Genomic DNA, 26,563 nt, shown 5'->3' with positions numbered 1-26,563 from the left:
ACGCCTCTATTCTTCCCTATCGCGGCCGGTTGGTGTGCAAAGACCCCGCTAAAGCCCGTGGCGAGGGCGCTGGAGAGGTCGCCGGAACCCAGCAGTCGGCGGTGTGATCGTCGACCATCCCGGTGGCCTGCATCAAGGCGTATGCGGTCGTCGGACCCACAAAGCGGAAGCCGCGGCGCTTCAGTTCCTTGGCCATCGCGGTCGATTCCGGGGTCACCGCCGGGACGTGCGAGATGTCGACCGGGCGGGCCCGCTCGGCGCGGTCGGCGGGCGCGAAAGACCACAAGAGCTCGGCGAGATCCACCCCGGAGTCGTCGAGTGCGGCGACCGCGCGCGCGTTGGCGATGGTGGCCTCGATCTTCGCGCGGTTGCGCACGATGCCGGTGTCGGACATCAACCTGTCGACGTCGCGGTCGGTGTAGCGGGCGACGCGCTCGGCGTCGAACCCGTGGAAGGCGCGCCGGAAGTTGTCCCGTTTACGCAGGATGACCAGCCACGACAGCCCGCTCTGGAACGCCTCGAGGCTGATGCGTTCGAACAGCGCCGCCGAGTCGCGCAGCGGCCGGCCCCACTCGGTGTCGTGGTAGTCGCGGTACAGCAGGTAGTCGGCGGGCGCCAGGCGGGACCGGTCGATCCAGGCGCAGCGGACCCGGCCGTCGTCGTCCACCGCGGCGGTCACGCGTCGTCCTGCGGTGACGGCGCGGCGTGCACGCCTTCGGCCGCCCCGACGTCGTCACCCTCGTCGTCGACCCCATAAGCCGCACGCACGGCCGCCAGCTGGGCGCGCAGCAGATCCAGCTCCTGACCCAGCCGGTCCAGTACCCAGTCGACCTCGCTGGTCTTGTAGCCGCGCAGGGTCTGGGTGAACTTGACCGCATCGACATCGGCACCGGTGACTCCGGAGGCGGGCAACGCGGTGGCCGTCGTGTCGCGCGGCAGCGGCGGCAGCGGCTCACCGCGCCCGAACAGGACGCTGCCCAGCGCGAACAGCACGATCGCGATGAGGACCAGCACGACCAGATAGACCAAAACGAGCGTCACGGTGTCGATACTGCCTCAACACCCCGACATTCAGCCGTGCGGGCGCAGCGTGGTCATCGGCGGCCTGTCGTCCAATGACACCACCGACGTGCGCGAGGTGTAGTCGTCGCCGTCGGCGAAGAACTGGGTCAGCCCCACCCCGGAGTCCAGAACCCCGCACCGGGACAGCAGCGTGGCGATGACCTGTCGGCTCATCGAGGCCAGCTCGGTGAGCGGGCGGTTGCGGTGGCTGCGCACCCCGAGGTTGACCTGGGCGATGGCGTCCAGCCCGAGGCGGTCGTAGGTGTCGATGAGCAGGCCGATCTCCACGCCGTAACCGGGCGCGAACGGCACCGACATCAGCAGCTCACGGGTGGCCGCGTACTCACCGCCCAGCGGCTGGCACAGGCAGCTGAGCTCCGGGCGCAACGCCGCCAGCAGCGGGCGGGCGACCAGCTCGGTGACGCGGCCGCCGCCGTTGGCGTCCTCGCTGCCGCTGACCTTCAGCGGCCGCCGGTAGAAGCCCTTCACCAGATGCACGCCGTCGGTGGTGAGCAGCGGGCCGAGCAGCCTGGGCACGAACATCGGGTCGGGATCGATCAGGTCGGAGTCGACGAACACCACGATGTCGCCGGTGGTGGCGGCCAGCGAGCGCCACAGCACCTCACCCTTGCCGGGCTGCGGCTCGATCTCGGGCAGCGCGGCTTCGCGGGTGATCACCCGGGCGCCCGCGGCCACGGCGCGGATCTCGGTGTCGTCGGTCGAACCGGAGTCCAGCACGATCAGTTCGTCGACCAGGCCGCCGAGCAGCGGCGCGATGGTCTCGATGACGGCGCCGACGGTCTCCTGTTCGTTGAGCGCAGGCAGCACCACAGACACCGTGCGGGTGCCCTTCGCGGCCTCGAGGTCGGCGATCGTCCACGACGGCCGGTTCCAGCTTCGTTCGGCCAGCCACCGCGCGGTGACGTCAGTGCCTGCCGTGTCCGGTGTCAGTTGCGAAAGCACTGTCATTGTTCGCCTCCTCGCGCTCGTCCTCGGGTCATGCCAGTCCCCTCACCGCGCGCGCCGGTCGACGCGCGCCCTGAATCGACGCGACCATCTCCAGCACGCGCCGTGTGGGCCCCACCTCATGCACCCGGAACATCGCTGCGCCTTCCGCGGCGGCAAGTGCCGTCGCAGCAAGCGTGCCCTCCAGGCGCTCGGTCAAACCCACACCCAGAGTCTCCCCGACGAAATCCTTGTTGCTCAGCGCCATCAGTACTGGCCATCCAGTGTTTACAAGGTCTTTTACGTGGCGCAACAAACTAAGCCCGTGGTAAGTGTTCTTGCCGAAATCGTGGGTCGGGTCGATCAACACGGCGTCCCGTGCCACGCCGAGTTTCACCGCGTGTTCGGCGGCGGCCGTCACCTCGGCGATGACGTCGTCGACGACGCCGCGCTCGGTCGTGCCGTAGTTGACCCGGAAGGGCCGGGTCCGCGGCGCCGCGCCGCCGGTGTGCGAGCAGACCAGCCCCGCCCCGAACTCGGCGGCCACCTCGGGCAGCGCGGGATCGTGCCCGGCCCAGGTGTCGTTGATCAGATCGGCGCCGGCCGCGCAGGCCTGCTTGGCCACCGTCGCGCGCCAGGTGTCGACGCTGATCAGCTGGTCGGGGTAGATGCCGCGCACCCACTCGATGAACGGCACGACCCGCGCGATCTCCTCGTCGACGTCGACGGGATCGCCCGGACCGGCCTTGACGCCGCCCACGTCGACGACGTCCGCGCCGTCCTCGATCGCCGCATGCACGGCCGCCTTGGCCTTCTCGTCGGCGAAGGTGGCGCCGCGGTCGTAGAACGAGTCCGGTGTGCGGTTGACGATCGCCATGATCAGCGCTCGATCGCCCGCCACCGGACGGCCCAGGAAAGTCGACTGCACGCTTCCAGGCTACGGTCGTGCGGTTTCGGCGCGTTTCGTCACGCCCACCGTGACGGGTTACGCCGAAACCACGGCTAGTGCTTGGGTCGCTTGCCGGCCTTCACGTGGTCGGGGTAGTCGTCGTAGAACTCCACGTAGCCCTCGTCGCGGCCGGCCAGCACGTAGATGGCGTCCTCGACGTCCGCCCCGTAGCCTTCCTTGCGCAGGTCGACCTTCTGGGTTTTGAACGTCGAGGTGTAGGCGAGTTCTTCGACCACCCGCACGAACAACGGCACCGCGTAGCTCGGCAGCTTGTCGTAGGCCGCTTTTGCCAGCGACATACCGTCGAACTCCTCGCCGTTCTTGAGCTGGATCGCGGCCATGCCCGCGCGCCCCCCGGTGCCGCGCACCTCGACGCCGAACACGGTGGCCTCCTCGACCTGCGGATCGGTGGAGATCGCCGCCTCCACCTCGGTGGTGGCCACGTTCTCGCCCTTCCACCGGAACGTGTCGCCGAGCCGGTCGATGAACGCAGCGTGGCCCAAACCCTGCGAACGCATCAGGTCGCCGGTGTTGAACCAGACATCGCCGTCCCGAAAAGCGTTGCGCACCAACTTCTTTTCGCTGGCCTTCGGATCGGTGTAGCCGTCAAACGGCTGGAAGCTGCTCACCTTCGACAGCAACAGGCCCGGCTCCCCCTTGCGCACCCTGCGCACCCGGCCGTCGGCGCCGCGCACGGGATCGCCGGTGTCGGGGTGGTATTCGACGAACGCCACCGGCGAGGGGCAGATCCCGGTGGTCTTGTCGATGTTGAACACGTTGACGAACGCGGTGTTGCCCTCGCTGGCCGCGTAGAACTCGCAGATCCGCTCGATGCCGAACCGCTCGGTGAACTGATCCCAGATCGCCGGGCGCAGCCCGTTGCCGCAGATCACCCGGACCTTGTGCTGGCGGTCGGCGGGCTTGGGCGGCTGGTTGAGCAGGTAGGTGCAGATCTCGCCGATGTAGACGAACGCGGTGGCGTCGTAGCGGATCACCTCGTCCCAGAACCTCGACGCGGAGAACGAGCGGCCCAGCGCCAGCGTCGCGCCCGAGTTGAGCACCGAGGACAACGCCACGGTCAACGCGTTGTTGTGGTACAGCGGCAGGCAGCAGTACAGGGTGTCGCGGCTCTTGAGCCGCATGCCCAGCGCACCGAACCCGGCCAGCGCCCGCAGCCAGCGGTAGTGCGTCATCACGCTGGCCTTGGGCATGCCGGTGGTGCCCGAGGTGAAGATGTAGAACGCCTTGTCCTTGGCGAGCACGGCCGCGGTGGCCGGCGGGTTGGTCGTCGGCGCGGTGGCGGCGAGTCGCTGGAGTTCGTCGTCGGTCATCAGCCCGTCGGTGTCCGCGCCGCTCTCGGTGATCGGGTCGACGAAGTCGGTGTCGGCGATGACGGCCTTGGCGCCCAGCACTCCGAAGCTGTGCTTGAGCACGTCGCCGCGCTGGTTGTAGTTCACCATCCCGGCGATGGCGCCGCACCTCACGACGGCCAGCATCAGCAGCACCGTCTCCGGCGAGTTGCGCAACATGATTGCGACGACGTCGCCGTGCCCGACCCCACGCGCGGCCAGCACCGCGGCGTAACGGTTGGCGGTCTCGTTGGCCTGGCGGTAGGTGATCTGCTCGTCGCCGAACCTGATGAACACCTTGTCGCCGTACTTTTCCGCGCGTTCCTGGAACACCTTGCCGATGGACGTCTTGGCCGACGGCCGGGCCCCGAACCCGGTGATCACGCCGCGAAGGATGATCGGCGCGTCCATCAGCAGGCCCGGCAACCCTCTGGCGATGTCGAGCAGCCCGACGCTGGTGCGGATTCCCGACGTGTCCTCACTCATTGCTCGGCTCCCCTCAGATGCCTCATGGCGCATCACCCTAGCTACCGACGCCAACTTTCACCCGCGGGGTGCGCAGACCTCCAACGCCACCTCGATGTCGTCGACGAGCACCAGGCGATCCATGGCCTGCTGGGGGACGTAACCCTTGTCGACCAGGCTGTACAGCCACGTGATCAAGCCGTCGTAGTGCCCGCCGGGATCCAGCATCACCACGGGTTTTTCATGCATACCCAAATACCCCGCTGTCCAGGCTTCGAAGAACTCCTCGAGGGTGCCGATGCCGCCGGGCAGCGCGAGAAACGCGTCGGCGCGAGCCTCCATGACCTGCTTTCGCTGTCGCATGGTGTCGGTGACGATGAGCTCGTCGGCGTCCACGTCGGCCATCTCGCGGTGCACCAGCGCCTTGGGGATGACGCCCACGGTGCACCCGCCCCGCGCCCTGGCCCCGTTGGCCAGCGCGCCCATCGCCGACACGTTTCCGCCGCCGGACACCAGGGTCCAGCCGCGCATGGCGATCGCCTCGCCGACGCGCGCGGCCAGGTCGAGCAGTTCTGGGTGCGTCGGCCCGGACGCGCAGTAGACACACACCGCCCATTCGCGGAAGGGTTCTGCGGACACGCAGACAAGCTGACCATATGATCCGGCCGTGCCAGTTGAGTGGGTCACCGCGCCGCCCGAACCGATACTGGACGCCATCTCCACCGGCGTTTCCGAACGCTCGGGGGCGGTGTTGATCGGCCCTGCGGGGGTGGGCAAGACGACGCTGGCCCGCGCCGCCGTCGACCGGTTCGGCTCGCGGTTCGGCCGGGTCGACTGGGTCACCGCGACGACGCCGATGGCCGCGGTGCCGTTCGCCGCGGTCAGCCACCTGGTCGACATACCCAGTGCCGGCAAGACCGCCGAGGTGCTGCGCACGGCCCGCGAGACCCTGGGCGACGGGCGGCTGCTGGTGGTCGACGACGCGCATCTGCTCGACCGGCTGTCCGCGGCGCTGGTCTACCAGCTTGCGGTCAGCGGTACGGCCACGCTGATCGTGACACTCGCGCCGAACGGTGTTGTCGCCGAGCAGATCTCGACGCTGTGGGAGGACGGGCTGCTTGAGCGTGTGGACATGCAGCCGCCCGGGCACGACGACAGCCGGCTGGCCGCCGTGATCGACGACTTCGTCGGCTCGCTTCCGGAATCGGGGCGCCGGGCCCTGCAGCTGTTGGCTGTCGACGATCCGCTGCCGCTGGCCTCGGTCGTCGACCTGCTCGGCCGGGACGCTGTGTCGGAGGCGCAATCGTGCGGCGCGGTCGTGGTTTCCGGACCGCTGGTGCGGCCGGCTCATCCGCTGTTCGTCGACGCGGTGCGCGACGCTTTGGGCGGGCCCGAGCTGCGCAGGTTGCGCACCGAGGTGGTCGGCCGGCTGGCCGCCGCGGCCGACGCCCATGTGGTCGACCGGCTGCGGCGCGCGGTGCTGGCGCTGGACAGCGACAGCCCACAGCCGCCTGCCGACATCGCCGACGCAGCCGAAGAGGCGCTGCGCCTCGGCGATCTGATGCTGGCCGAACGGCTCGGCCGCGTCGCGCTGCAGCGTGCGCCCGATCTGCGCACGCGCCTGACGCTGGGTTACGCGCTGGCCTGGCAGGGCAGGGGCCGCGACGCCGACGCGGTGCTCGGCGAGGTGGATCCGTCGACGTTGTCGGAGACCGACCTGATGGCGTGGGCGTTGCCGCGCGCGGCCAACCAGTTCTGGATGCTGTCCGAGCCCGAGCGGGCCACCGCGTTCTTGCAGGCGACGCGGAACCGGGTGACCTCGCCGACGGCAAGGACCACGCTGGATGCGCTGTCGGCGACGTTCGCGATGAACGCGGGCAGTCCCACCCGTGCCAAGCAGATCGCCGACGACGTGCTGTCCTCCCCCGCCGCCGACGACACCGCGGTCGGCTGGGCGGCGGCCGCCGCGGCGTTGAGTGCGGCGCGGATGGGACGTTTCGGCGAGGTCGACGCGCTGGCCGAACGCGCCATCGCCGCCGGGCATCCCGGGCTGCTGCGGTTCACCAGCGGCTTCGGGCAGATCACTGCGCTGGTGATGAGCGGAGCGCTCGATGAGGCGCAGGCGCTGGGTCAACAGCTCGCCGACTTCGCGCAGCTGCAGCAGCCGGGCCGCGCGATCGGCGAGGTGTTGGTCGCCGACGTGCTGATCACCAAGGGTGACCTTGAGGAAGCCGTGCGGCTGCTGCGACCGGCGGCCGCCGCGCTGGCACCGACCGGATACTCGTGGGGGCCGCTGGCGTGGATGCTGCTCGCCCAGGCGCTCGGCCAGCTGGGCGCGACGGTCGAGGCGGGAAAAGCGTTGGCGCGCGCGGAATCCCGGCACGGGTTGAAGTCCATGCTGTTCGCTCCCGAACTCGCGCTGGCGCGAGCGTGGACGATGTCGGCGCGCCACGACCAGCACGGCGCGGTGGCCGCCGCCCGCGATGCGGTGCGCAGCGCCGAGCGTGGCGGACAAGCGGCGGTGGCGCTGCGGGCGCTGCTCGACGCGGTGCGACTCGGCGACATCCGCGCGGTCGACGGGGTCGTTCGTGTCAGTGCCGAATGCGATTGCACGGCAGGCCAGTTGGTGCTGGCGCACGCGCGCGCCCTGGCGGGCCGTGACGCGGCGGCGCTGGCCGAGGTGGCGCAGCGTTACGCCGCGATCGGCATGACCCGCGCGGCGGCGGACGCAGCGGCGCAGAGCGGCGCCCAGCGCTGAATTGGTGTCGGGGACCGCGCTGCGGCGGCCCTAGACTTGCTAGGCGACGGAGGTATTCGATGAGCGACAACCTGTACATACACCCCGACGGTGTGCGGTCCCGTGCCCAGCTTCACGATCGGGTCGCCGCCGGGTTGTCGCAGTTGACGAGCGCCGGGGCGGCTGAGGCCGCCGATGTGCAGAGCACCCACGGCGCGATCGCCTCCGCGCTGAGCACCGCGCTGTCCGGCGTGCTCGACGCCCGGCACCACACCCTGCAGGCGACCGCGGCCGCGGGCAGTTCCATCGCCGAACTGCTCCGGCAGTCCGTGCAGAGGTACGAGCAGGGCGACCAGGCGAGCGCCGAACGCCTGACCGACTGAAGTTCCCGTGCTGGCGGTTACAACCGGCGCGCGGTGTCGTCGTCGCCGGGATCGGTAGTGCTCGGCGGTGCCACCGGAGCCGCGCCCGTGCCCGCTCGGCTCTGGTCGGACGCGGCTTCGTCGTCGGCGCGCTGCAGCGGTTGGCGTTCCCGCACCGACGCGTCGGCGGCACCCGTCGCCCCGGCGGCGCCCGTCGCCCCGCCGGCGCCCGCGCCGCCCGTCGTCTGCCCGCCTGACTCCCGGCCCGCCTGCGTAGCCTGCTGCATCAGCGAGCCGAACATGCCGGTCTGCCCGCCGAGCGCCTGGGCGGGCGCACCCGCCGACTGTCCCATCTGGCCGGTCTGCCGGCCGAGCTGGCCGAGCATCCCGACGACCTGACCCACCGACTGGGAACCGGCGTCATCGGAGTTCGTGTACGCCACCTGCGCCGCACCGACCTTGCCGGAGAACGTGTTCTCCTTGGCCGACAGCGCCGCCACGTTGGCGGCCAGCGAGGCGCTCAGCGTGGGCAGCACCGCTGAGATTGTCGAGCTCATCGCGTCCTGTCCCGCGGGAACCGTTGGTAGATGCGGCAATTCGACCGCGGCCGCGGTCCAGCTGATGCCTTCGGGCTTTCTCAGCGGACTAGACATCGCGTATCCCCCTGCCCTCACCAGTCGTCGTCGACGTCGTCGTCGCCGAGGTCGTGTTCGAGCGGCGCCGGCACCGCCAGCCCCGCCGTGCTGCCTCCGCTTGTTCCGCGCTGTCCCATCATCGGCGCCATGCCGCCCATGCCGCCCATGCCGCCCGCACCGGCGGCCATCGGGGCCATGCCGCCGATACCGCCCGCGACCGTGGGCCCGGCCGCCGCTCCTTCCGCCGGCGCCGCGCTCACCGGCTTGCTGCCGACCAGCTTCGCCATCTGCGGGGTCTGCAGCGGCACGCCGCCCGCGCCGGGCAATCCCGCTGCCCGCACCATCCCGGAGCCTCCGCCCGCGCCGGAGCCCCCCGCCAGCGGGTGGTTGGAGAACGACGAGAACGGCAGCCCCGCCGCGCCCAGTGCGTCGGCCTTGCCGCCCTGGCCGAACAACGACGTCAGTTGCTGCAACGGCTGCGCGAGCTGCTGGCCCATCTGCTGCGGCACCGCCATCAGCGCCTGACCGATCTGCATGGGCAGCTGGGCCGCCATCGAGCCCATCTGGCCGGCCATCTGCATCGCCTGCTCCGAACCTTGGCCGGCCTGCTCGGCGGCCTCTTCCCCGCTGTCCTGTGCTTCCTTGGCGCCGGGTACCGGCGGGGCGCCGGCGAACGGGATGCTCGGCGGCACCCCGAGCGTGTTGGCCAGCTCGGTGGTGTTCGTCGTCACGTTGGCGATGTTCTGCGACAGGCCCAGCTTGGTCCGGCTCTGCACCAACTGCTGGGCGTTGCCGAACGGCATCGCCGCGATCGCCTCGCACTCGTGCTGCACCTCTTGGGCGATCGTGTTGGCCAGCAACTTGGTCTTGATGACGGTGGCCTCCATCGCGCGGAGTTTGGCCGCGATCGCGGCGGCCTGCACGGCGTTGGCCTCGTGACCGACGATGATCGTGCTGGCCTCCCCCGCCGCGGCCATCGACCCGGCGCCCTCCCAGGCGTCGGACAGCTGCATCAGCTGGCGCTGCTGTCGGGGCACCACGGTGCCGGTCAGCTTTGCCGCCAGCGCTTCGAAGGCTGCGGCGGCCGACGCCAGCACCTCTTCGTCGACGTTCGGCCAGCTCGGGCCCGTCACCGTCTGCGAGCCGTAGGGGCTGACGTCGGGCATGATCCCCATGACGCTCAAACCTACCGCGCCCGCGGTTGCTGCCGCTTCGCTTGATTCCGCGCCGATCAGCACCGATTACACCGGTTGTAACCAGCCATCGGATAGCCGCAACCAGCGCTGTACGCCGATCTCGGCGAGAAATCGGTCGTCGTGGCTGACGACGACGAACGCGCCGCGGTAGGCGTTCAGCGCCGACGACAGTTGCCCGACGCTGACCAGATCGAGGTTGTTGGTGGGCTCGTCGAGCAGCAGCAGGTGCGGTGCGGGTTCGCTGTAGAGAACGCAGGCCAGCGTCGCGCGCAGGCGCTCGCCACCCGACAGCGCCCCAATCGGCAGGTGGATCCGGTCGCCGCGGAACAGGAACTGCGCCAGCACGTGCCTGCGCCGGGTCTGCGAGAGGCCCGGCGCACAGGTGGCGAGGCTGTCGCCGACCGAGCGGTGCGAATTGAGCAGGTCCAGCCGCTGGGACAGGTAGGCCACCCGGCCGTCGGCGCGCCGAACGGTGCCGGCGTCGGGGGCCGTGGTGCCGTCGATGATCCGCAGCAGGGTGGATTTGCCTGCGCCGTTGGACCCGGTGAGCGCGATCCGTTCGGGCCCGCGGATGCTCAGGTCGACCCCGGTGAACAGGGTGCGCCCACCGCGACGCGCGGTCACACCGTCGAGCGTCAGCAAGTCACGGCCGGCGGGCACGTCCGTCTGCGGCAGGTCGAGCACGAGGGCGTCGTCGTTGCGCAGCCTGCGCTCGGCGTCGTCGAGCCGTGCCTTGGCGTCGCCGACCCGGGCGGCGTGCACGTCGTCAGCCTTGCCCGCCGACTCCTGCGCCCGCCGCTTCATCGCGCCGGCGACGATTCTGGGCAGACCGGCATTGCTGACGTTGCGCGACGCGGTCGAGGCCTTGCGCGCGGCGCGCTCCCGGGCCAGCTGCATGTCGCGCTTCTCGCGCTTCAGCTGTTGTTCGGCGCTGCGCACGACGTTCTCGGCGACCCGCTGCGCCTCCTGCACGGCGTCGGTGTACATCGTGAAATTGCCGCCGTACAAAAGGATTTCACCGCGATGCAGCTCGGCGATGCGGTCCATCCGGTCCAGCAGCGTGCGGTCGTGGCTGACCAGCAGCAGGCATCCGGTGAAGTCGTCGAGGGCGTCGTAGAGTCGGCGGCGCGCGTCGACGTCGAGGTTGTTGGTGGGCTCGTCGAGCAGCAGCACGTCGGGGCGCTTGAGCAGCTGAGCGGCCAGCCCGAGGGAGACCACCTCGCCGCCGGACAACGAACCGAGCGCACGGTCCGGCTCGATGTGGTCCAGCCCCAGCCGGTCGAGTTGGGCCCGGGTGCGCTCCTCCACGTCCCAGTCGTCGCCGATCGCGGCGAACACCTCGTCGCCGGCGTCGCCGTCGGCCAGGGCGTTCAGCGCTGCGATGACCGGCGCGACGCCGAGCACGTCGGCCACGGTGCGCTCGGCGACGAACGGCAGCGTCTGCGGCAGGTAGCCGATGGTCCCGTCGACAGTGACCGATCCGGTGGTGGGCCCGTACTCGCCGGTGATGAGCTTGAGCAGCGTGCTCTTGCCCGCACCGTTGGGCGCGACGAGGCCCGTGCGGCCGGGGCCGACGGTCACCGAAAGGTGATGGAACAGCGGCGTGTCGTCGTCCGGCCAGGCGAACGACACGTCGGAGAAGACGATGGAAGACATGGGGGTGAGCTCTCATGACAGAACGACTGGGGACACCGGGGTCGTCGTCTCACCGCATGCCTTCAGCGTAGGGATGCGGTCAAGCGGTTAAATACCGCCGCAGCGTGTCGGTGGCGGCCGTGATGGCCGCGGTCTCCACCCGCTCGTCGGCGCGGTGCGCCAGGTTCGGGTCGCCGGGGCCGTAGTTGACCGCCGGGATGCCCAGCGCGGCGAACCGCGCGACGTCGGTCCACCCGTACTTGGCCCGCACCTGCCCGCCGGCGGCGGCCACCAGTGCCGCAGCGGCCGGTTTGGTCAGGCCGGGTAGCGCGCCCGGGGCGGAGTCGGTCAGCTCGATGTACACGTCGAGGCCGTCGAGCACCTCGTGCACGTGGCGCAGGGCCTGCCCGGGGGTGCGGTCGGGCGCGAAGCGGAAGTTGATCGTCACCGACGCGGCGTCGGGGATGACGTTGCCCGCGATGCCGCCGTCGATGCCGACCGCCGAGAGCCCTTCGCGGTAGACGCACCCGTCGATGTCGACGCTGCGGGGACGGTAGTCCCGCAGCCGCGCCAGCACGTCGCCGAGTTTGTGAATCGCGTTGTCGCCCAGCCAGGATCGCGCGGAATGGGCGCGGGTTCCCGAGGTGGTGACGACCACGCGCAGCGTGCCCTGGCAGCCGGCCTCGATGTATCCGCCCGACGGTTCGCCGAGGATCGCGACGTCGGCGGCCAGCCAGTCGGGCAGCTCGCGCTCGATGCGGCCCAAACCGTTTGCGCTCGCCTCGATTTCCTCGCAGTCATACATCACCAGCGTGATGTCGTGCCGCGGCTCGGCGATCGTCGCGGCCAGATGCAGGAAGACCGCGTCCCCGGATTTCATGTCGGAGGTGCCGCAACCGTGGAGGTAAGCGCCGTCGAGCCGGCTGGGCAGGTTGCCGGCGACGGGCACGGTGTCGGTGTGGCCGGCGAGCAGCACGCGCGACGGTCGGCCGTGGTGGGTGCGGGCCAGAACGGCGTTACCGCTGCGGATGATCTCGAAGCCGGTGGTCTGCTCGCACAACGCGGTCTCGATTTCGTCGGCGATGCGCTGCTCGTTGCGCGATTCGCTGGGGATGTCCACCAGCGCCGCGGTCAGCGCGATCGGATCAGCGTGCAAGTCCAGGCCCACACCGTTTGAGGTTAGTCGGTCACGTCGGCGACCCCCCGCGAGCAGACGCGTAGACCCCCACTTTGCGGCGTTTCGGGGGGTGTTCACGTCTGCTCGCCGGAGAACGTAGCCTCTACCAACGTGACTGCTGCTTCTGGCGTCGGCCTTGCGACCATCGCCGCCGACGGATCCGTCCTCGACACCTGGTTTCCGTCCCCCGAACTCAGCGGGGACGGCCCGTCCGGCACCACCCGGCTCTCGGCGGCCGAGGTGCCCGAGGAGCTGAGCGCGCTCACCGGCCGCGACGACGACCGCGGCGTCGAGACCGTGGCCGTGCGTACCGTCATCGCGTCGCTGGACGACGAGGCGACCGATGCCTACGACGTGTACCTGCGGCTGCACCTGCTGTCGCACCGGCTGGTGGCCCCGCACGGCCTCAACGCGGGCGGGTTCTTCGGCCTGTTGACCAACGTGGTGTGGACCAACCACGGCCCGTGCGCCGTCGAGGGGTTCGAGACGGTGCGTGCGCGGCTGCGCCGACGCGGCCCGGTCACCGTCTACGGCGTCGACAAGTTCCCGCGGATGGTGGACTACGTGTTGCCGCCGGGGGTGCGGGTGGCCGACGCCGACCGGGTGCGGCTGGGCGCGCATCTCGCGTCGGGCACCACCGTCATGCACGAGGGGTTCGTCAACTTCAACGCGGGCACGCTGGGCAACTCGATGGTGGAGGGCCGGATCTCGGCGGGCGTGGTGGTCGACGACGGCTCCGACGTCGGCGGTGGCGCGTCGATCATGGGCACGCTGTCCGGCGGCGGCACCGAGGTGATCTCGGTGGGCAAGCGCTGCCTGCTGGGCGCCAATGCGGGCCTTGGTATCTCGCTGGGCGACGACTGCGTGGTCGAGGCGGGGCTGTATGTCACCGCGGGCACCAAGGTGCAGACCAGCGACGGCCAGACGGTCAAGGCGCGCGAATTGTCAGGCGCCAACAACCTGTTGTTCCGGCGCAATTCGATCACCGGCGCGGTCGAGGTGGTCAAGCGTGACGGTAGCGGCATCACGCTCAACGAGGCACTGCACCAGAACTAAACGCGTTGGCCACCTTTTTGCGCGAGCGTGCGTGTCTGAGGCCGACACGCCGAACACAAGCGCGAGTTTGCGCACGCTCGCGGCGGTCTCAGCTCGCCGCGTTCGGCTTCAACGGCGGGCAGTGGCCGCCGACCGCAACGAGTTCGAAGTGCCATATCTCGTTGGCGAAAACCTGGCACAGCCCGAACCGAGAGCCGTTGCGGATCAACCACATGTCGGCCTGTACCGGCGCGATGTCGACGGCTTCACCGGTGACATGCTTCGACACATCGACGGGCGCGACAAACTCGCGGGCAGCCTCCACGCTGCCGTGCTGCTGCACACCCAGGTCGAACAGCCGCTGCTGGAAGCCCGTTGTCCGCCAACCCGAGCTGATCCGCATGTCGATCCCCTCCGCCGCGGCCGCGCGCGCCGCGTCCTGAACCGCTTCGAGCAACGACGGGTCCAGCCATCCCACAATCGGATTCGACACGTCGAACGGGGAAAGGGTCACGCCCGCAGGCAGCCAGCCGCCCACGGTGTCGGTCGCCGCGTCGCCGATGCGCAGAGGCTCGGTGACTATCGTGTGTTGGGGTGCGTGCGGCGGCGGCGCGGTTCCGCAAGCGCACAGTGACAGGGCCGCAACCGCCGCGGCCGTCAGGGCGACGAGCGTGCGTAAACTCCGCGTTTTGATCGGCGTGTCGCCCTCAGACACGCACGCTCGCGGAGGAAAGGCGGGGGTCAATCTTCGGCGGCCAGGATGCAGAACTCGTTGCCCTCCGGATCGGCCAACACGACCCAGCTGCTGTCGCCCTGGCCGATATCGACACGTCGGGCGCCCATGGCGATCACGCGCTGCACCTCGGCCTGCTGATCGTCGGGCCGGAAGTCGAAGTGGATGCGGTTCTTGACGACCTTGTCGTCGGGGGTCGCCAGGAACAACCAGTTCGGCCCGGCACCGGCGGGCGCGCGCAGCACCACGTCGCCGTCGTCGTCGACGTCGTGGGGCCAGCCGAGCACCTCTGACCACCACCGACCCAGCCCGGTGGCGTCGTGAGCGTCGATGCAGATCTCGTCAAACTTCAATGCCACTGTGCCAACTCCTTTTTGAGCACCTTGCCCATGGTGTTGCGCGGCAGCGCATCGACCAACCGCACCTCACGCGGCCGCTTGTGCGCCGAAAGCTGCTGCGCCACAAACTCGATAAGCGCTGAAGGGTCGGCGTCGCCGACGACGAACGCGACAATGCGCTGACCGAGGTCGTCGTCAGGAACCCCGACGACGGCGGCCTCGTGCACGCCGGGGTGCCCGAGCAGCGCGGTCTCGATCTCGCCGGCACCGACACGGAACCCTCCGGTCTTGATGAGGTCGACGGACTCGCGCCCGACGATGCGGTGCATACCGCCGGCGTCGATCACCGCGACGTCGCCGGTTCGGTACCAGCCGTCCGCGTCGAACGCCTCGGCGGTGGCGTCGGGCCGGTTGAGGTACCCGTCGAAAAGGGTGGGGCCCCGAACCTGCAGTCGCCCAATGGTTTCGCCGTCGTGCGGAACGTCCGCACCGTGTTCGTCGACCAGCCGGGTCTCGATTCCGGTCAGCGGCAGACCCACCCACCCGGGACGACGCTCGCCGTCCACGCGGCTGCTCACCGTGATCAGCGACTCCGTGGCGCCATACCGTTCGATCGCGCGGTGCCCGGTGACGGCGGCGAGCTTGTCGAACACCGGAACCGGCAGCGGCGCGCTGCCCGACACCAGTAGACGCGCGGGGGCCAGCGCCTCAGCCGCGGCACGGTCGCCGGCCACCCGCGACCACACCGTCGGTACACCGAAATACAGTGAGCCGCCCGCCGCGGCGTAGGCTTCCGGCGTCGGTTTTCCGGTGTGCACGAAGCGATTACCGATCCGCAGCGACCCCAGCAGCCCCAACACCAAGCCGTGCACGTGATACAGCGGCAGGCCGTGCACCAGCGTGTCATCGGCAGTCCACTGCCAGGCCTCGGCGAGCGCGTCGATGTCGGCGGCGACAGCGCGTCTGCTCACGATCACGCCCTTGGGCGGGCCGGTCGTGCCCGACGTGTAGATGATCAGCGCGGGCGCCTCGGCGGCGGGTTCGGCGTAGCGGTGCCACGACCGCGCGTGCACCCGTACCGGGACGTGCTGCAATCCCTCGTCCTCGGCCGGCTTCTCCCCCAGCCACGCCTGAGCGCCGGAGTCGGCCAGGATGTGCCTGCGTTCGGCGGCGCCGACGTCGGCGGGCACCGGGACGACGGGCACACCGGCGATCAGGCAGCCGGTGATCGCCAGCACGGTGGACACGGTGGGGGTGGCGAGCACCGCGACGCGGTTCGCGCCGGCGATCCGTTCGGCCACCGAGGTCGCCGCGCCCACCAGATCGCCGCGGCTCAACGTGGCTCCGTCGATGCGCACGGCATCGCCGATATCCGCGCCGGCGGCGACGGCAGCGGGGTTCAGCGAGGTGAGCAACACGTGCGTGAGGATACTGGGCGCGTGACTTCCATCCAGACGATCGCAACGCGTGAGGTGTACCGCAACAACTGGTTGACGATGCGCGAGGACGCGATCCTGCACCCGGACGGCAGCCGTGGCATCTACGCCGTCATCGACAAACCGTCGTATGCGCTGGTCATGGCATGCGACGGCGACCGTTTCCACCTCGTTGAACAGTTCCGGTATCCACTGGGCCTGCGGCGCTGGGAATTTCCGCAAGGTACGGCACCCGGCGGCGATGACCTCGAGCCCGCCGACCTCGCCGCGCTCGAACTCCGCCAGGAAACGGGGCTGCGAGCGTCCCACATGGAGGTGCTCGGCCGGCTCGACGTGGCCCCGGGTATGAGCAGTCAACGCGGCTGGGTGTTTCTGGCTACGGGGATCACCGAAGGCGAACACGAGCGCGAGCATGAAGAGCAGGACATGCACAGCGAGTGGTTCTCGCGCGCTGAGGTAGAGCGAATGATCCGTGACGGTGAGATCACCGACGCCCAGTCGGTTGCGGCATGGACGTTGTTGTTGCTCGCCGGACGCTAGCAGGCCCGGTGCGCGCCCGCCCGGCGGACTACCGGACTGCACCGTGCGACCATTCGCGGAGCCGGCCGATCGGATCCCGCGGCTACGCGGATGCGTGCGGCGAGGCGACACAGTTTCGGCTCCTCGTCGGTACCGCGGTAACCACGCAACCATGTCTGCACGGCTTGCGCCAGGTGGTCCGGCAGTTCCGCGCCGAAGCGGGCGTGGTGATCGAGCAGGGTGGTGATTGCGCTCTGGAGTTCTCCGGCACCGATCTTCACGCATACCAGGGCGAACCTGTCGGCGGTCACGAACGCGGCCGCCGAGTCCGCCAGAGCCCAGGCAAGGGACAATTCGTCGGCTCGATGCATGTCAATGCTCCTCATCACTTCGTTCAGCCCCGTCACAGCCCGGGCGGCACCAGCATCGACTGCCAGGTGCGATCCGTTGCCGGGGCGGCCAGGTTGGATTGCGTGTACACGCGGCCGTCCGGGCCCACGTACGCGCCAGTGTGGGGCTCGTACTCGGCGAAAGCCATTGGCGGCGGGTGTTCTCCGGACGCGCCAGCCTCTCCGGTCGGCGCGGTCTGGCCCGGAAGTAGTTGCGGAACGTCCTGCCCCGACAGTGTCGCGTTTGGGTCGCCTTTCCAGTTGTAGCCATCGTTGAGCGGCACGTATTCTTCGTCGCTCTTGCACATCGCGGCGGTGGGGGCCCGCTTACCCGGCTTGGTGACGCACGGCGTATTGCGGACGCCGCGGACGTTGAACGGAGAGTCCTGCGGCACACGGCAATACAGGTCGCCTTCGGGCCGGTCGGGGTAGTCCTCGAAGACCGGTGAACGCTGTTGGCTCGGCGGCAGGTAGCCGGTCAGGCACGGTGGCGGCACGTTGAGGTTCAGGTCGAAGGTGACGAATGGGCCCTTGTAAGCAGTGGTCAGCCCCATATCGGGAACCAGCGAGCTGCCCAGGACCGCTACCGCGTGGGGGTATAGCACAAGCAGCTGTTCGAGGCTGGCGTTATAGGTGACGGCGAGGTCGGCGACGCCAGTCAGGTTCGCGAGCATGATGGGCAACGACGGTTGCAGCCGGTCGAGGAGCTGTTTGACTTCACCCGCGGTCGAGGGCACGTCCTTGAAGATGCCCCGCACCGCGTGGTCCTGCTGTTCGACCTGACGGGTGATGTCGGCGATGTTGGCGGCCCAGGAAGCGATGGAATCCGATGTCTCACTTTGGGTGTCCAGTATGGGTTTGGCGTGGTCGATGAGGTTGGTGAGCCTGCCCAAGTTGTGCTTGGCGTCGATGGACAGCCTCGTCGAGCCCTTGACCAACCGGGACAGCTCAGGCCCGAGCCCACCTACGGCTGCCGCTCCTTCGTCGATGGCGACCTTCAGATTGTCGCCTGGGATCGCCTGCAGGCCACGGTTCGTGGCGTCGAGCAGTTCGTTGATGCTGGGCGGCACCGACGTCCGGTCGACGGGGATGACATCACCGTTGCTCAACGTGGCTGTGTCGGTGGCGCCGGGCCGCGGAATGAGGTCGACGTACTGCTCGCCGATCGCGGACCTACTGTGCACCTCCGCGGTCAGATCCGAGGGCACCGCGACCTTCGAGTCGAGCGACAGTAAGGCCTCGATTCCGCCGTCGGTCATTCGCACATCGACGACCCGCCCGATCTCCTGCCCGCGGTATGTCACGTTGCCGCTCTTGTAGAGGCCGCCGGTCGCCGGTAGCTGCACGACCACCTCATAGCGTCCGATGCCGAAAAGCAGGCTGGGCAGACCGATATAGCCGATGCTCATGACCGCGCCGGCGAGCACTGAGACCACACCGAACACCAGCAGTTGCAATCTGATCCGTCGCGTCAGCCTCATGTCAGCGGCCCTGGTCGAAGTGGTAGGGCGCCGTCAACGGGTTGCCGTTGGTATAGGGGCTAGGGTACTGGCCGATGGTCCGGCCCCACTGCAGCTCCCACTCGGTGAGGGTGCCCTCGAAGCGAGTGCCGGTGAAAAAGCCGGCGTCGATGCGGCTCAGCGTGAGATCGAAGATCCCGGTGAGGTTGGCGTAGTCGCCCCGGAAGAAATTGCCGATGTTCTCCTTGACGAACGGAAACGTCGTCAAGAAGCTCAGCGAGCGCACCATGGCCGGCCCGGCGTTGGCCAGCGATTCGAGAACGGGTCCGAGTTCATTGAGCTCGACGATCAGGTTTTCCTTGGTCTGGGTCACCGTATCTGTGGTCAGCGCGCTGAGCTCACCGACCTTGTCCAGCGCGGTGGCGAGGTTTTCGCGGTGCTCCGATAGCACCGCCAACGCCTGCGGAATCGTCTCGAACGCCCTGTCCACCACCGGCTTCTGCGCAGCGATCTGCCCGGCCAACCGGTTGACGCTCTCGGTGGCGCCGATGATGTCCTGCTTCTGTTCGTTGACTCGGGAAATGAAGACGCCGAGTTGCTCGATCAGGCTCCGTAGATCCTTCTCGCGCCCTGCAAAGGCGGTGCTCAATGCTGTTGTGATGTCCTGGATCTGACCGATACCGCCCCCGTTGAGCAACAGCGAGAGGCTGGCGAGGGTTTGTTCGGTAGAGGGATAAGCAGAACCCGAGGCCAACGGGATCAGCGATCCGTCGTGGAGTCTGCCTTGCGGCTCGACGATTTGCGGTGGCACCAGTTCTACGTGCAATGTGCCCAGCAGGCTGGTCTGGCCGATGCTCGCGGTCGTGTTGGCGGGCAGCACGACGTCGCCGTTGACCGTCATCGTCAGCAACGCGTTCCAGCCTTGGCGTTCGATGTCGGTGACGGTTCCGACGTTGATGTCGCCGACGCGGACCCGCGAGTTCCGCTGGATGTTGCCAACATCGGGCAGCTGCGCCTGAATGGTGTAGGAGCCGGGCCCTCCGCCTTCGGTGCCGGGCAGCGGCATCGAGTTGGCGCCCTTCCAGCCGCATCCCGAGGCAGCGAGGACGACGGCGACCACCGCGGCGGTGCCAGCCCGCAGTTGATGCGGGTTCACGGTGCCACCCCCGTCGGGAGCATCATGTCGCGAAGGTCAGACGGTCCTGGTAGGGGGTTCTCGGCGGAAAGCAGTGGCGGGTCGACGGCCAGCGGCACGTGCGGGGGTGCATAGGCGCCCGGGGTTTCGACCGACGCCTCGTGCGGCGGTGCGTGCTCTGGTGACGGCGGGATGTAATCGGGGCGCAGCCAATCCTCGCTGTAGGTGATCTCGTTGGCGCGGGCGTACGCGCCGACGACTGGGTTGACACCAAGCGGTGGAAAGTTGATCTGCCGGTTCTTCACGATCGGGGCCAGGTACTGCACGCACAGCTTCGCCGACTGCTCCGCATTGAGCCGGGAGGTTGCTTGAATTGCGCCGCAGAGGAATTGAATTGGGTTGGCGAAGTTGTTCAGGCTGAACGCGCCGGCGAAGCCACCGATAGCCGGCGGGTAGATGTTGACGAAGTTCGACAAACCGGTCGGCGCTACGTGTAGCGTTTGCTCGAGATCGTCGAGGCTCTGGCGCAGCGCGCCACTGATCGACGCGAGCTTATCCGCGGTCACGCCGACCGGCTCCCGATTCTCCGCGACGAAGTCGGACACTTTCTCGGCCACCGCGTCGATGTCGGCCAGGGCCTCACCGATCTCGTTCGGGTGGTTACTGATCAGCGCCGTGGTCGCGGCGAGGTTCTGGTTGAGCCGACGCATCAGATCCCTGCTGTCCTGCAGCGCCGACACCACCAGTGACAGGTCGTTGACGGTGCCGAAGATGTCGCCACTATGGTCGCCCAGCGCCGAGAACGCCTGCGAGAGCTTGAGGACGGTGTGGTGAATGTTGGCCCCCTCGCCGCGTAGGTTGTCCGCGGCGGTGTTGACGAAGGCGCCCAGTGTGCTGACGGCACCGGGTTCGGTGGGCTGTAATGCCGCGGCGAGCTTCGACAGCTGCTCGCGAAGGTCGTCCCACTCCACCGGCACCGCCGTTCGGTCCCTCGAGATCACCGACTGGTCGGCCAGCACCGGCCCCCCGGTGTACGCCGGCACCAGCTGAATCGCGCGCGCCGAGACCAGCGACGGTGACAGGATCACCGCCTTCGCGTCGGCGGGAACCCGGATTCCGTGGTCGATCTTGAAGGTGATCTTCACCTGCTGCGGCTGGGCCTCGATGGTGTCGATCTCCCCGACTCGCACCCCGAGTATGCGGACGTCGTCACCGATGTAGATGCCGTTGGCATTGGCGAAATAAGCGGTGACCCTGGTCTTCTGCGCCTCGTTTGCCAACGGAATCGCGACGACGAGCCCGGCGATGACGGTCAGCACCAACACGACCGCCAGGCCGATCGTAAACGTACGTCTGGTCATGGTTGCCCCTCGGATGCTGGTGTCTCGCCGGGCGCGGGCAGAAAGACCGGGCCGTGGGTCGGCGGGGGTTGCGGTCCGCCCGGAGCTGCGGGCGGACCCGGCGGCGGGCCACCTGGCGGCGGGGCGGGCAGCGGCTCACGGTGGGGATACCGCGGATCACCCGGCTTGCCGGTGATGGCGTCGGGCAGCGTCAAGTGCGGCTCGCCGCCCTGCCCGGTGCGCGAATACGGCACCGGCAGCGCCGGGGTCGCGCGTTGCCCCTCCGGCGGATCGGTCAGCTGCGACGGTGCCAGGACGTTCGGATCCAGACCCAGGTCGGAGAACGCTGCGTCGATGAACGGCTGGATGAATTGCCCGGGCGGCAGGTTGACGATGAACCCCTTGAAATACGGTCCGGAGGAGACGGATTCGCCCAGCGACATCGCATAGCCGTTGAGACGCTTGACCGCGTCCTGAAGCTTGACTTTGCGGTTGTCGACGACAGTGAGCACGTCGTTGAGCTTGTCTAAAGCCGGTTTGAACGAAGCGCGGTTCTCTTCGATGAAGTCGCGGAGTTCTCGACTGATCGCAGAGATGTTGCCCGAGATGCGGTCGAGTGCGCTGCTCTGCATTCTCAGTTGGGCCAGCATTACGTTCGTGTCGGCGATCAAGCCGGCGATCTGCTCGGTGCGTTCGGACAGCACACCGGTTACCGTGCTGAGGTTCGACAGCAGCGAACGCAGCTGCTGATCACGTTCGGCGAGCGTGTCGGCAAACCGTGAAACCCCCTGCACCGCAGCCCGTAGGTCCGGCGGGGTGTCTGAGAACGTCTCGGCCAGGGTGGCCAGGGACGCAGACAGCTCTTCGGTGTCGAGACCGCTGATCGTCGTCGACAAATCGCCGAGCGCATCAGCCAGCTGGTAGGGAGAAGTCGTGCGCTCGAGCGGGATCGGTCCGGATTGACGACCGCCACCTCGCGGCGTGACTTCAATGAACTTGGCACCGAGGACAGTCTTGGTTTTGATGGCGGCCTCCGTCCGCTCACCCACCTCTACGTCCTTGTCGACATCGAACCGGACGAAGACCCGGTCGCCGTCCAGCGCGATGCTGGACACTTGGCCCACCCGGAGTCCAGCCACCTCCACCGGCGAATCCGGACGCAGACCCGCCGCGTCGGCGAAATACGCGGAGTACTCACGGGTTCCGTCGATCAATGGCAACCGGTCGTAGTTGAGGGTACCTAATACGGCCGCGGCGGTGAGCACGGATCCGGTGATGCCGACAAGCAGGGGGTTACGTTCAGTCAGTGGCCTCATTTCGGGGTACACCTGCCTGAAGACTGACCAGCCGCCTTTATATAGACCGGTTGCCCGCCTTTGCCGTTGACCTTGATGATGGCCTCACACACGTAGAAGGCGAACCAGTCGCCGTAGAGTCCCTGACGGCCGAGGATGCGGTACGCGTCGGGAAGCGTGTTGAGCAGATCGTCGAAATAGTCACGTTCCTCGAGCACCAGACTGGCGGTCCGATCGGCTTCGGTGACGACTTTTCGCACCGGTGATCGTGAACGCGCCAGCAGATCGGCTACCGATCCGGCGGCGGCGTCGGCGTGAGCCACTGAGATGCCGATGTCGTTCTTGCGCGCCGCAAGGGACTTGGTGAGCGATGCGATCGAGTCGAGCGCCTGACCGAATTCCGTGCTGTGCCGGCTCAGTGCGCCCAGCACGACATCGAGGTTTTCGATGACCTCTCCGATCAACTCGTCGCGATCGGCCAGCGTGTTGGTCAACGCGGCCGTCTGAGTGAGCAGCGAGCCTATCGCCTGACCCTGGCCCTGGAAGGCCTGAATCAGTTGCGATGACAGCGCGTTGACCTGGTCGGGGTCCAGCGCCCGAAACAGTGGCCGGAATCCCCCGATCAGGGTGTCCAGGTCCAGCGCAGGTTCCGTGCGCGACGATGGGATAGTGGCGCCGGCCGCGAGCGGCGCACCGACACCTTCGCCTTGTTCCAGGGCCAGATAGCGGTCACCGTAGAGATTGTCGAACCGGATGACCGCCCGACTGGTGTCGGTGAGCGCCACGGTGTCGTCGATGTTGAACTCGACGGCCACGGTGGCGTCCGGGCGGATGGCGATGTGCCCGACCTTGCCGACCTCGACGCCGGCGATCCGCACGAAATCACCACCTTTGAGGCCGCCCACGTTGGTGAACTCCGCGATGTAGCTGCGTTTGGGTTCGAACCGCAACTGCGCGAACACCGCGATCAGCACGAAAAGTCCCATCAGGCAGACGGACACGAAGATCGCGAGACGCCAGATGACGGCGGTGAGACGGTCTTTCATCATGTCCCCTTTGACGGCTGGTTCAGGCGGTTGTTGTCCGGGTCAGGACGGCGGACTCAGCGAGGCCACCGATGGACCGGGTATCGGCGGCGGCGGCGCCGGCGGCAGGGGCGTCGGCCGGGTGTGCGCCGGAACCGGCGCGACGAACGGTTCAGACCCGGGTCTGACCCCCGGTTCGCGCGGCGCCCCCGGGGGCGGTGCAGGCGGCAGACCCGGATAGAGCGGCGTGCCGTCGGGTGCGTATTGCGGTGCACCGTACGGCGGGCCACCCGAGTACGGGAGCGGCGCCGGGGCGGGCCCGTCCAGGTTCCGGATGCTCGGCGGTTCCGGCGCGGCACGGGTGACTGGGAAGTAGTTGGCCCAGCCGGGGAACCCGATGCCCGGATTGACCCGGATGTCGTCGCCGACGCCCCAGCCGGTGTTGGTGACAAGTTGGCGCACCGGGAATTTCTTGCTGGGATCGGGCAGCGATCCGCAGCCCGGTTTGCCGCCGGGACCGCCCTTCGCGCCGACGACCGGCAGGTGGCGGGGATACCGGTAGTTGTCCTGGCCCCAGGTCAGCCCGGCATCGAGGATGATCGAATACCCGTTGCCGCCTTCGGCTTGCGCGCCGCCGTTGTCGATGAACCACTTCGCACCGACCAGCAGGCACGTCAACGACGGGTTGTACTTGAACAGCAGCGCGCTGGTCGGTGCGAGCGCGGTGACGGTGCGCACGAGGTCGTCCTTGCTGTACCCCAGGAGGCTGGTTCCGCTGTCGCTGAGTCCGATCACGTTGATCAGCAAGGTATCCAACGCTCGCGCTTGATCGCTCACCGTGACCGCGGTGGTGCTGAAAGAACTCACCGCGTTGAGGATGTCCACGGCCGCGGCGCCGAAGGCATCGCTGAACTTAGACAACGACCGAAAGTCTGCACGCACCGTCTCACTGCGCGGATTGAGGGCGAGCAGTACCTCGTTCGCGGCGCTGGTGGCCTCGCCGACGGCGTCGCCCTGACCCCTCACACCCTCGGCGAGCGCCGACAGCAGCGAGTTCAGCTTCGCCGGGTCCACCATGTCGAGAAGGTCGACGAGGTTCTGGAACACCGTGTTGATCTCGGCGGTGACATTGCGCGAGCGCAGCACCTGCCCCGCCCTGAGCCGCTGCGGGTCGGGATCGTCCGGATAGATCAGCTGGACGTATTTGGCCCCGAACGCCGTTGTCGCGGTGATCTCGGCACCGACGTTGGCCGGAATGTACTGGACGAACTTGGGATCGATCTCCAGTTGCAGTGTCGCGTCGCCGTCGGCGTCGACCCGCGCGACACGCCCCACCTGCATCCCGCGCAGTTTGACCTTGCCGCCCGGTTCCATGATCAAACCTGCGCGATCCGAGGTCAGGGTGACGGGGATCGAGCTGCGGAACCACCCACCGAAAAGTGCTGCGGTGGTGAAGCTTATCGCTACCACGGCGATCAGGAGGACGCCGGTGTACCACGCAGGACCGATACGCGAATCGTCGTCGAGTGTCACTGGGCTACCCGGAGAGGTTGAAGTTGCCCGACTGTCCATACACGGACAGTGAGATGACAAGGGTCACGAACACCACCACGATCAGCGAGGCGCGCACCGCCCGGCCGACGGCTTCTCCGACGCCGGCGGGCCCGCCCGCCGCGGTGAACCCGTAGTAGGTGTGGATCACCATGACGGTGATCGCCATCGCCACCGCCTGCACGAAGGACCAGATGAGATCCACCGGGTTGAGGAAGGTGGTGAAGTAGTGGTCGTAGACACCGGTCGACTGCCCGTAGATCGCGGTGGTGCCCACCCGCGCGGCGATGAAGGACATCAGCACGGCAACGCAGTACAGCGGGATCACCACGATCATTCCGGCCAGCAGCCGGGTGGACGCCAGGTAGGCGATTGCGCGAACACCCATCACCTCGAGGGCGTCGATCTCCTCGGCGATGCGCATGGCGCCGAGTTGGGCGGTGGCACCGGCGCCGATCGTTGCGGCCAGCCCGATTCCCGTTGTCAGCGGCCCGATGATGCGGACGTTGAGATAGGCGGACGTGAACCCGGTCAACGCCTCAACGCCGACTCCGGCCAGCGTGTTGTATCCCTGCACCGCGATCAGCGCACCGGCCGACAGGGTGAGAAACCCCACAATCACGATCGTCCCGCCGACGACCGCGAGCGCGCCCGCACCGAGACTCATTTGCGCGATCTGACAGGCGATCTCGGTCCGGTAGTGCACCACCGCGTCACCGATCGACCTGACCGTCTTCACATAGAACCGGGTCTGCACGCCGATGCGGTTCCATCCGGCGGCGAAGTCGTCGGTGGCACGTCGCATCCGAGGCATCAGGGTACTGGGCCGACTGCTGGTCATCACATCGTCGCCTTCACGCCGACGGCGGTCACGATCACGTTGATGACGAATAGCGCCATGAACGAGAAGACCACCGTCTCGTTGACCGCGGTACCCACTCCCGCCGGTCCGCCACCGACGGATATCCCCTTGTAACAACCGATCAGCGCGGCCACGAAGCCGAACAGCGCCGCCTTGGTCAGCGAGATCACGATTTCGGCGAGCCCGGTGAACAGGGTCATACTGCCGACGAAGGCCCCCGGCGTGACGTTCTGGACGAACACGGAGAAGAAGAACCCGCCGACGACACCGACAACGGCGACAACGGAGTTGAGCAGCAACGCCACGACCACGGTCGCCAACACCCGCGGCACCACCAAGGCCTGCAGCGGATTGATCCCCATCACGCGCATCGCGTCGAGTTCCTCGCGAATGGTGCGTGCGCCGAGGTCCGCGCACATCGCTGTGGCCGCCGCACCTGCGACCACGAGAACCGTTACCAGAGGGCCGATTTGGGTGACCGATCCGAACGCGGCGCCCGCACCCGAGTAATCCGCCGCACCGAACTCGACAAGAAGAATGTTGAAGATGAATACCGACAGCACGGTGAACGGGATCGACAACATGATCGTGGGCATGATGGAGACCCGGGCCACGAACCACATTTGAAAGATCCATTCCCGCCACGCGAATGGCGGCTTCGGGATCAGGGCCAGGGTGTCGACGGCGGTGGCGAAGAACCCGCCCACCGATCGCATCGGCCTGGTTATCACCTCGACGGTGGTCACCACCTGCTCCTCCCGGCTTCAGCAACCTTCATTCGCCGCAGGGGCGCAAGCCTCTTCATCGTGGAGCGAGTCCATCACCGCCGCTCCCGACGGACAATACCGGTAGTTTCATATGGTGAAGTCTCCCGATATTCGCAGTTCATTTGGACTTCTGGGCGGTCGGACGGGCGGTCGTTGCACCATCTGA

The 26,563-nt window shown here is 68.2% G+C and carries 26 protein-coding genes; 4 read left to right on the top strand and 22 right to left on the bottom strand.

Translation table 11 applies throughout. The features are described from left to right. Nucleotides 1-16: 16 nt before the first annotated feature. The 6 genes from MELE44368_RS13555 to MELE44368_RS13530 all read right to left on the bottom strand — a co-directional run bounded on the left by MELE44368_RS13555 (nt 17) and on the right by MELE44368_RS13530 (nt 5,409). Nucleotides 17-679 carry a DNA-3-methyladenine glycosylase I gene (locus tag MELE44368_RS13555; RefSeq protein WP_264032616.1) on the bottom strand — a complete coding sequence of 221 codons (663 nt, stop codon included), beginning with the start codon at nt 677-679 and terminating at the stop codon, nt 17-19. Then, on the bottom strand, nt 676-1,041 hold the full coding sequence (locus tag MELE44368_RS13550; RefSeq protein ID WP_128108967.1) for a DivIVA domain-containing protein: 366 nt from the start codon (nt 1,039-1,041) through the stop codon (nt 676-678). The genes MELE44368_RS13555 and MELE44368_RS13550 overlap by 4 nt, the downstream gene beginning before the upstream one ends. A 30-nt stretch (nt 1,042-1,071) precedes the next feature. Further along, entirely contained in the window at nt 1,072-2,031 is a 960-nt protein-coding gene (locus MELE44368_RS13545) for a glucosyl-3-phosphoglycerate synthase (RefSeq protein WP_128108966.1), read from the bottom strand. Between the two features lie 28 nt (nt 2,032-2,059). Beyond that, the gene (gene folP, locus MELE44368_RS13540) at nt 2,060-2,935 is read right to left on the bottom strand and encodes a dihydropteroate synthase (protein WP_128108965.1); all 876 of its coding nucleotides are present in this window, start codon (nt 2,933-2,935) and stop codon (nt 2,060-2,062) included. A 74-nt stretch (nt 2,936-3,009) separates the two neighbouring features. After that, entirely contained in the window at nt 3,010-4,791 is a 1,782-nt protein-coding gene (gene fadD6 / locus MELE44368_RS13535) for a long-chain-acyl-CoA synthetase FadD6 (RefSeq protein ID WP_128108964.1), read from the bottom strand. Nucleotides 4,792-4,848: 57 nt separating this feature from the next. After that, nucleotides 4,849-5,409, bottom strand: a complete 561-nt coding sequence (locus MELE44368_RS13530) for a cytokinin riboside 5'-monophosphate phosphoribohydrolase (protein ID WP_241566610.1) — start codon at nt 5,407-5,409, stop codon at nt 4,849-4,851. 28 nt (nt 5,410-5,437) lie between these two features. On the opposite strand from MELE44368_RS13530, the gene MELE44368_RS13525 reads away from it, so the two are divergent. Continuing rightward, entirely contained in the window at nt 5,438-7,528 is a 2,091-nt protein-coding gene (locus MELE44368_RS13525; RefSeq protein ID WP_128108962.1) for an ATP-binding protein, read from the top strand. 59 nt (nt 7,529-7,587) lie between these two features. Next, nucleotides 7,588-7,890 (top strand): ESX-1 secretion-associated protein, encoded by a 303-nt coding sequence (locus MELE44368_RS13520; protein WP_128108961.1) that lies wholly within the window; start codon nt 7,588-7,590, stop codon nt 7,888-7,890. Between the two features lie 17 nt (nt 7,891-7,907). On the opposite strand, the gene MELE44368_RS13515 is transcribed toward MELE44368_RS13520, so the two are convergent. From MELE44368_RS13515 to dapE, 4 genes are all read right to left on the bottom strand, one after another. Further along, complete coding sequence (locus tag MELE44368_RS13515) at nt 7,908-8,522, bottom strand: hypothetical protein (RefSeq protein WP_128108960.1); 615 nt, start codon at nt 8,520-8,522, stop codon at nt 7,908-7,910. Nucleotides 8,523-8,539: 17 nt separating this feature from the next. Continuing rightward, the gene (locus tag MELE44368_RS13510) at nt 8,540-9,679 is read right to left on the bottom strand and encodes a hypothetical protein (RefSeq protein WP_128108959.1); all 1,140 of its coding nucleotides are present in this window, start codon (nt 9,677-9,679) and stop codon (nt 8,540-8,542) included. Between the two features lie 66 nt (nt 9,680-9,745). Next, entirely contained in the window at nt 9,746-11,356 is a 1,611-nt protein-coding gene (locus MELE44368_RS13505; protein ID WP_128108958.1) for an ABC-F family ATP-binding cassette domain-containing protein, read from the bottom strand. 79 nt (nt 11,357-11,435) lie between these two features. Continuing rightward, nucleotides 11,436-12,503, bottom strand: a complete 1,068-nt coding sequence (gene dapE / locus MELE44368_RS13500; protein WP_128108957.1) for a succinyl-diaminopimelate desuccinylase — start codon at nt 12,501-12,503, stop codon at nt 11,436-11,438. Nucleotides 12,504-12,623: 120 nt separating this feature from the next. Here dapE and dapD point away from each other — a divergent pair, with 120 nt between their 5' ends. Continuing rightward, on the top strand, nt 12,624-13,568 hold the full coding sequence (dapD, locus tag MELE44368_RS13495) for a 2,3,4,5-tetrahydropyridine-2,6-dicarboxylate N-succinyltransferase (protein ID WP_128108956.1): 945 nt from the start codon (nt 12,624-12,626) through the stop codon (nt 13,566-13,568). An 88-nt stretch (nt 13,569-13,656) separates the two neighbouring features. Here dapD and MELE44368_RS13490 read toward each other — a convergent pair whose 3' ends face one another. The 3 genes from MELE44368_RS13490 to MELE44368_RS13480 are packed head-to-tail and all read right to left on the bottom strand — an operon-like array spanning nt 13,657 to nt 16,036. Beyond that, entirely contained in the window at nt 13,657-14,262 is a 606-nt protein-coding gene (locus tag MELE44368_RS13490; protein WP_409366123.1) for a M15 family metallopeptidase, read from the bottom strand. A gap of 26 nt (nt 14,263-14,288) precedes the next feature. Further along, nucleotides 14,289-14,639 (bottom strand): VOC family protein, encoded by a 351-nt coding sequence (locus MELE44368_RS13485; protein ID WP_046752537.1) that lies wholly within the window; start codon nt 14,637-14,639, stop codon nt 14,289-14,291. Continuing rightward, nucleotides 14,630-16,036, bottom strand: a complete 1,407-nt coding sequence (locus MELE44368_RS13480; RefSeq protein ID WP_128108955.1) for an acyl-CoA synthetase — start codon at nt 16,034-16,036, stop codon at nt 14,630-14,632. Before MELE44368_RS13480 ends, MELE44368_RS13485 begins: the two co-directional genes overlap by 10 nt. Nucleotides 16,037-16,114: 78 nt before the next feature. Here MELE44368_RS13480 and MELE44368_RS13475 point away from each other — a divergent pair, with 78 nt between their 5' ends. Next, nucleotides 16,115-16,594 (top strand): NUDIX domain-containing protein, encoded by a 480-nt coding sequence (locus tag MELE44368_RS13475; RefSeq protein WP_276051069.1) that lies wholly within the window; start codon nt 16,115-16,117, stop codon nt 16,592-16,594. Here MELE44368_RS13475 and MELE44368_RS13470 read toward each other — a convergent pair. From MELE44368_RS13470 to MELE44368_RS13430, 9 genes are read right to left on the bottom strand one after another with little or no spacing between them, the layout of a single operon-like run. Beyond that, the gene (locus tag MELE44368_RS13470; protein ID WP_128108953.1) at nt 16,591-16,944 is read right to left on the bottom strand and encodes a hypothetical protein; all 354 of its coding nucleotides are present in this window, start codon (nt 16,942-16,944) and stop codon (nt 16,591-16,593) included. The genes MELE44368_RS13475 and MELE44368_RS13470 overlap by 4 nt on opposite strands. Before the next feature lie 32 nt (nt 16,945-16,976). Beyond that, entirely contained in the window at nt 16,977-18,443 is a 1,467-nt protein-coding gene (locus tag MELE44368_RS13465) for an MCE family protein (RefSeq protein ID WP_128108952.1), read from the bottom strand. 1 nt (nt 18,444) lies between these two features. Beyond that, nucleotides 18,445-19,578, bottom strand: coding sequence for a virulence factor Mce family protein (locus MELE44368_RS13460; RefSeq protein WP_128108951.1), 1,134 nt, complete (start codon nt 19,576-19,578; stop codon nt 18,445-18,447). Continuing rightward, the gene (locus MELE44368_RS13455) at nt 19,575-20,918 is read right to left on the bottom strand and encodes an MCE family protein (RefSeq protein ID WP_128108950.1); all 1,344 of its coding nucleotides are present in this window, start codon (nt 20,916-20,918) and stop codon (nt 19,575-19,577) included. The genes MELE44368_RS13460 and MELE44368_RS13455 overlap by 4 nt, the downstream gene beginning before the upstream one ends. After that, entirely contained in the window at nt 20,915-22,213 is a 1,299-nt protein-coding gene (locus MELE44368_RS13450; RefSeq protein ID WP_128108949.1) for an MCE family protein, read from the bottom strand. Before MELE44368_RS13450 ends, MELE44368_RS13455 begins: the two co-directional genes overlap by 4 nt. Next, nucleotides 22,210-23,238, bottom strand: coding sequence for a virulence factor Mce family protein (locus tag MELE44368_RS13445; RefSeq protein ID WP_128108948.1), 1,029 nt, complete (start codon nt 23,236-23,238; stop codon nt 22,210-22,212). Before MELE44368_RS13445 ends, MELE44368_RS13450 begins: the two co-directional genes overlap by 4 nt. A gap of 42 nt (nt 23,239-23,280) precedes the next feature. Then, nucleotides 23,281-24,750 carry an MCE family protein gene (locus MELE44368_RS13440; RefSeq protein ID WP_241566609.1) on the bottom strand — a complete coding sequence of 490 codons (1,470 nt, stop codon included), beginning with the start codon at nt 24,748-24,750 and terminating at the stop codon, nt 23,281-23,283. Nucleotides 24,751-24,754: 4 nt separating this feature from the next. Then, a complete protein-coding gene (locus MELE44368_RS13435; RefSeq protein ID WP_128108946.1) occupies nt 24,755-25,609 on the bottom strand; it encodes an ABC transporter permease in 855 nt (284 codons plus the stop codon). Then, a complete protein-coding gene (locus MELE44368_RS13430) occupies nt 25,609-26,346 on the bottom strand; it encodes an MlaE family ABC transporter permease (RefSeq protein ID WP_128108993.1) in 738 nt (245 codons plus the stop codon). The genes MELE44368_RS13435 and MELE44368_RS13430 overlap by 1 nt, the downstream gene beginning before the upstream one ends. Between the last annotated feature and the right edge of the window lie 217 nt (nt 26,347-26,563).

It is taken from the genome of Mycolicibacterium elephantis DSM 44368 (assembly GCF_004014805.1).
GTDB classification, from domain to species: Bacteria; Actinomycetota; Actinomycetes; order Mycobacteriales; family Mycobacteriaceae; genus Mycobacterium; species Mycobacterium elephantis.
This window is presented reverse-complemented; position numbering and strand designations above follow the sequence as displayed.

What these genes read in the sequence shown, in the direction of transcription:
- MELE44368_RS13545 (WP_128108966.1), bottom strand. Translation starts at nt 2,031, where the DNA reads ATGACAGTGCTTTCGCAACTGACACCGGACACGGCAGGCACTGACGTC.
- fadD6 (WP_128108964.1), bottom strand. Translation starts at nt 4,791, where the DNA reads ATGAGTGAGGACACGTCGGGAATCCGCACCAGCGTCGGGCTGCTCGAC.
- MELE44368_RS13520 (WP_128108961.1), top strand. Translation starts at nt 7,588, where the DNA reads ATGAGCGACAACCTGTACATACACCCCGACGGTGTGCGGTCCCGTGCC.
- MELE44368_RS13515 (WP_128108960.1), bottom strand. Translation starts at nt 8,522, where the DNA reads ATGTCTAGTCCGCTGAGAAAGCCCGAAGGCATCAGCTGGACCGCGGCC.
- MELE44368_RS13510 (WP_128108959.1), bottom strand. Translation starts at nt 9,679, where the DNA reads ATGGGGATCATGCCCGACGTCAGCCCCTACGGCTCGCAGACGGTGACG.
- MELE44368_RS13505 (WP_128108958.1), bottom strand. Translation starts at nt 11,356, where the DNA reads ATGTCTTCCATCGTCTTCTCCGACGTGTCGTTCGCCTGGCCGGACGAC.
- MELE44368_RS13475 (WP_276051069.1), top strand. Translation starts at nt 16,115, where the DNA reads ATGCGCGAGGACGCGATCCTGCACCCGGACGGCAGCCGTGGCATCTAC.
- MELE44368_RS13470 (WP_128108953.1), bottom strand. Translation starts at nt 16,944, where the DNA reads ATGCATCGAGCCGACGAATTGTCCCTTGCCTGGGCTCTGGCGGACTCG.
- MELE44368_RS13465 (WP_128108952.1), bottom strand. Translation starts at nt 18,443, where the DNA reads ATGAGGCTGACGCGACGGATCAGATTGCAACTGCTGGTGTTCGGTGTG.
- MELE44368_RS13455 (WP_128108950.1), bottom strand. Translation starts at nt 20,918, where the DNA reads ATGACCAGACGTACGTTTACGATCGGCCTGGCGGTCGTGTTGGTGCTG.
- MELE44368_RS13450 (WP_128108949.1), bottom strand. Translation starts at nt 22,213, where the DNA reads ATGAGGCCACTGACTGAACGTAACCCCCTGCTTGTCGGCATCACCGGA.
- MELE44368_RS13445 (WP_128108948.1), bottom strand. Translation starts at nt 23,238, where the DNA reads ATGAAAGACCGTCTCACCGCCGTCATCTGGCGTCTCGCGATCTTCGTG.
- MELE44368_RS13435 (WP_128108946.1), bottom strand. Translation starts at nt 25,609, where the DNA reads ATGACCAGCAGTCGGCCCAGTACCCTGATGCCTCGGATGCGACGTGCC.
- MELE44368_RS13430 (WP_128108993.1), bottom strand. Translation starts at nt 26,346, where the DNA reads ATGCGATCGGTGGGCGGGTTCTTCGCCACCGCCGTCGACACCCTGGCC.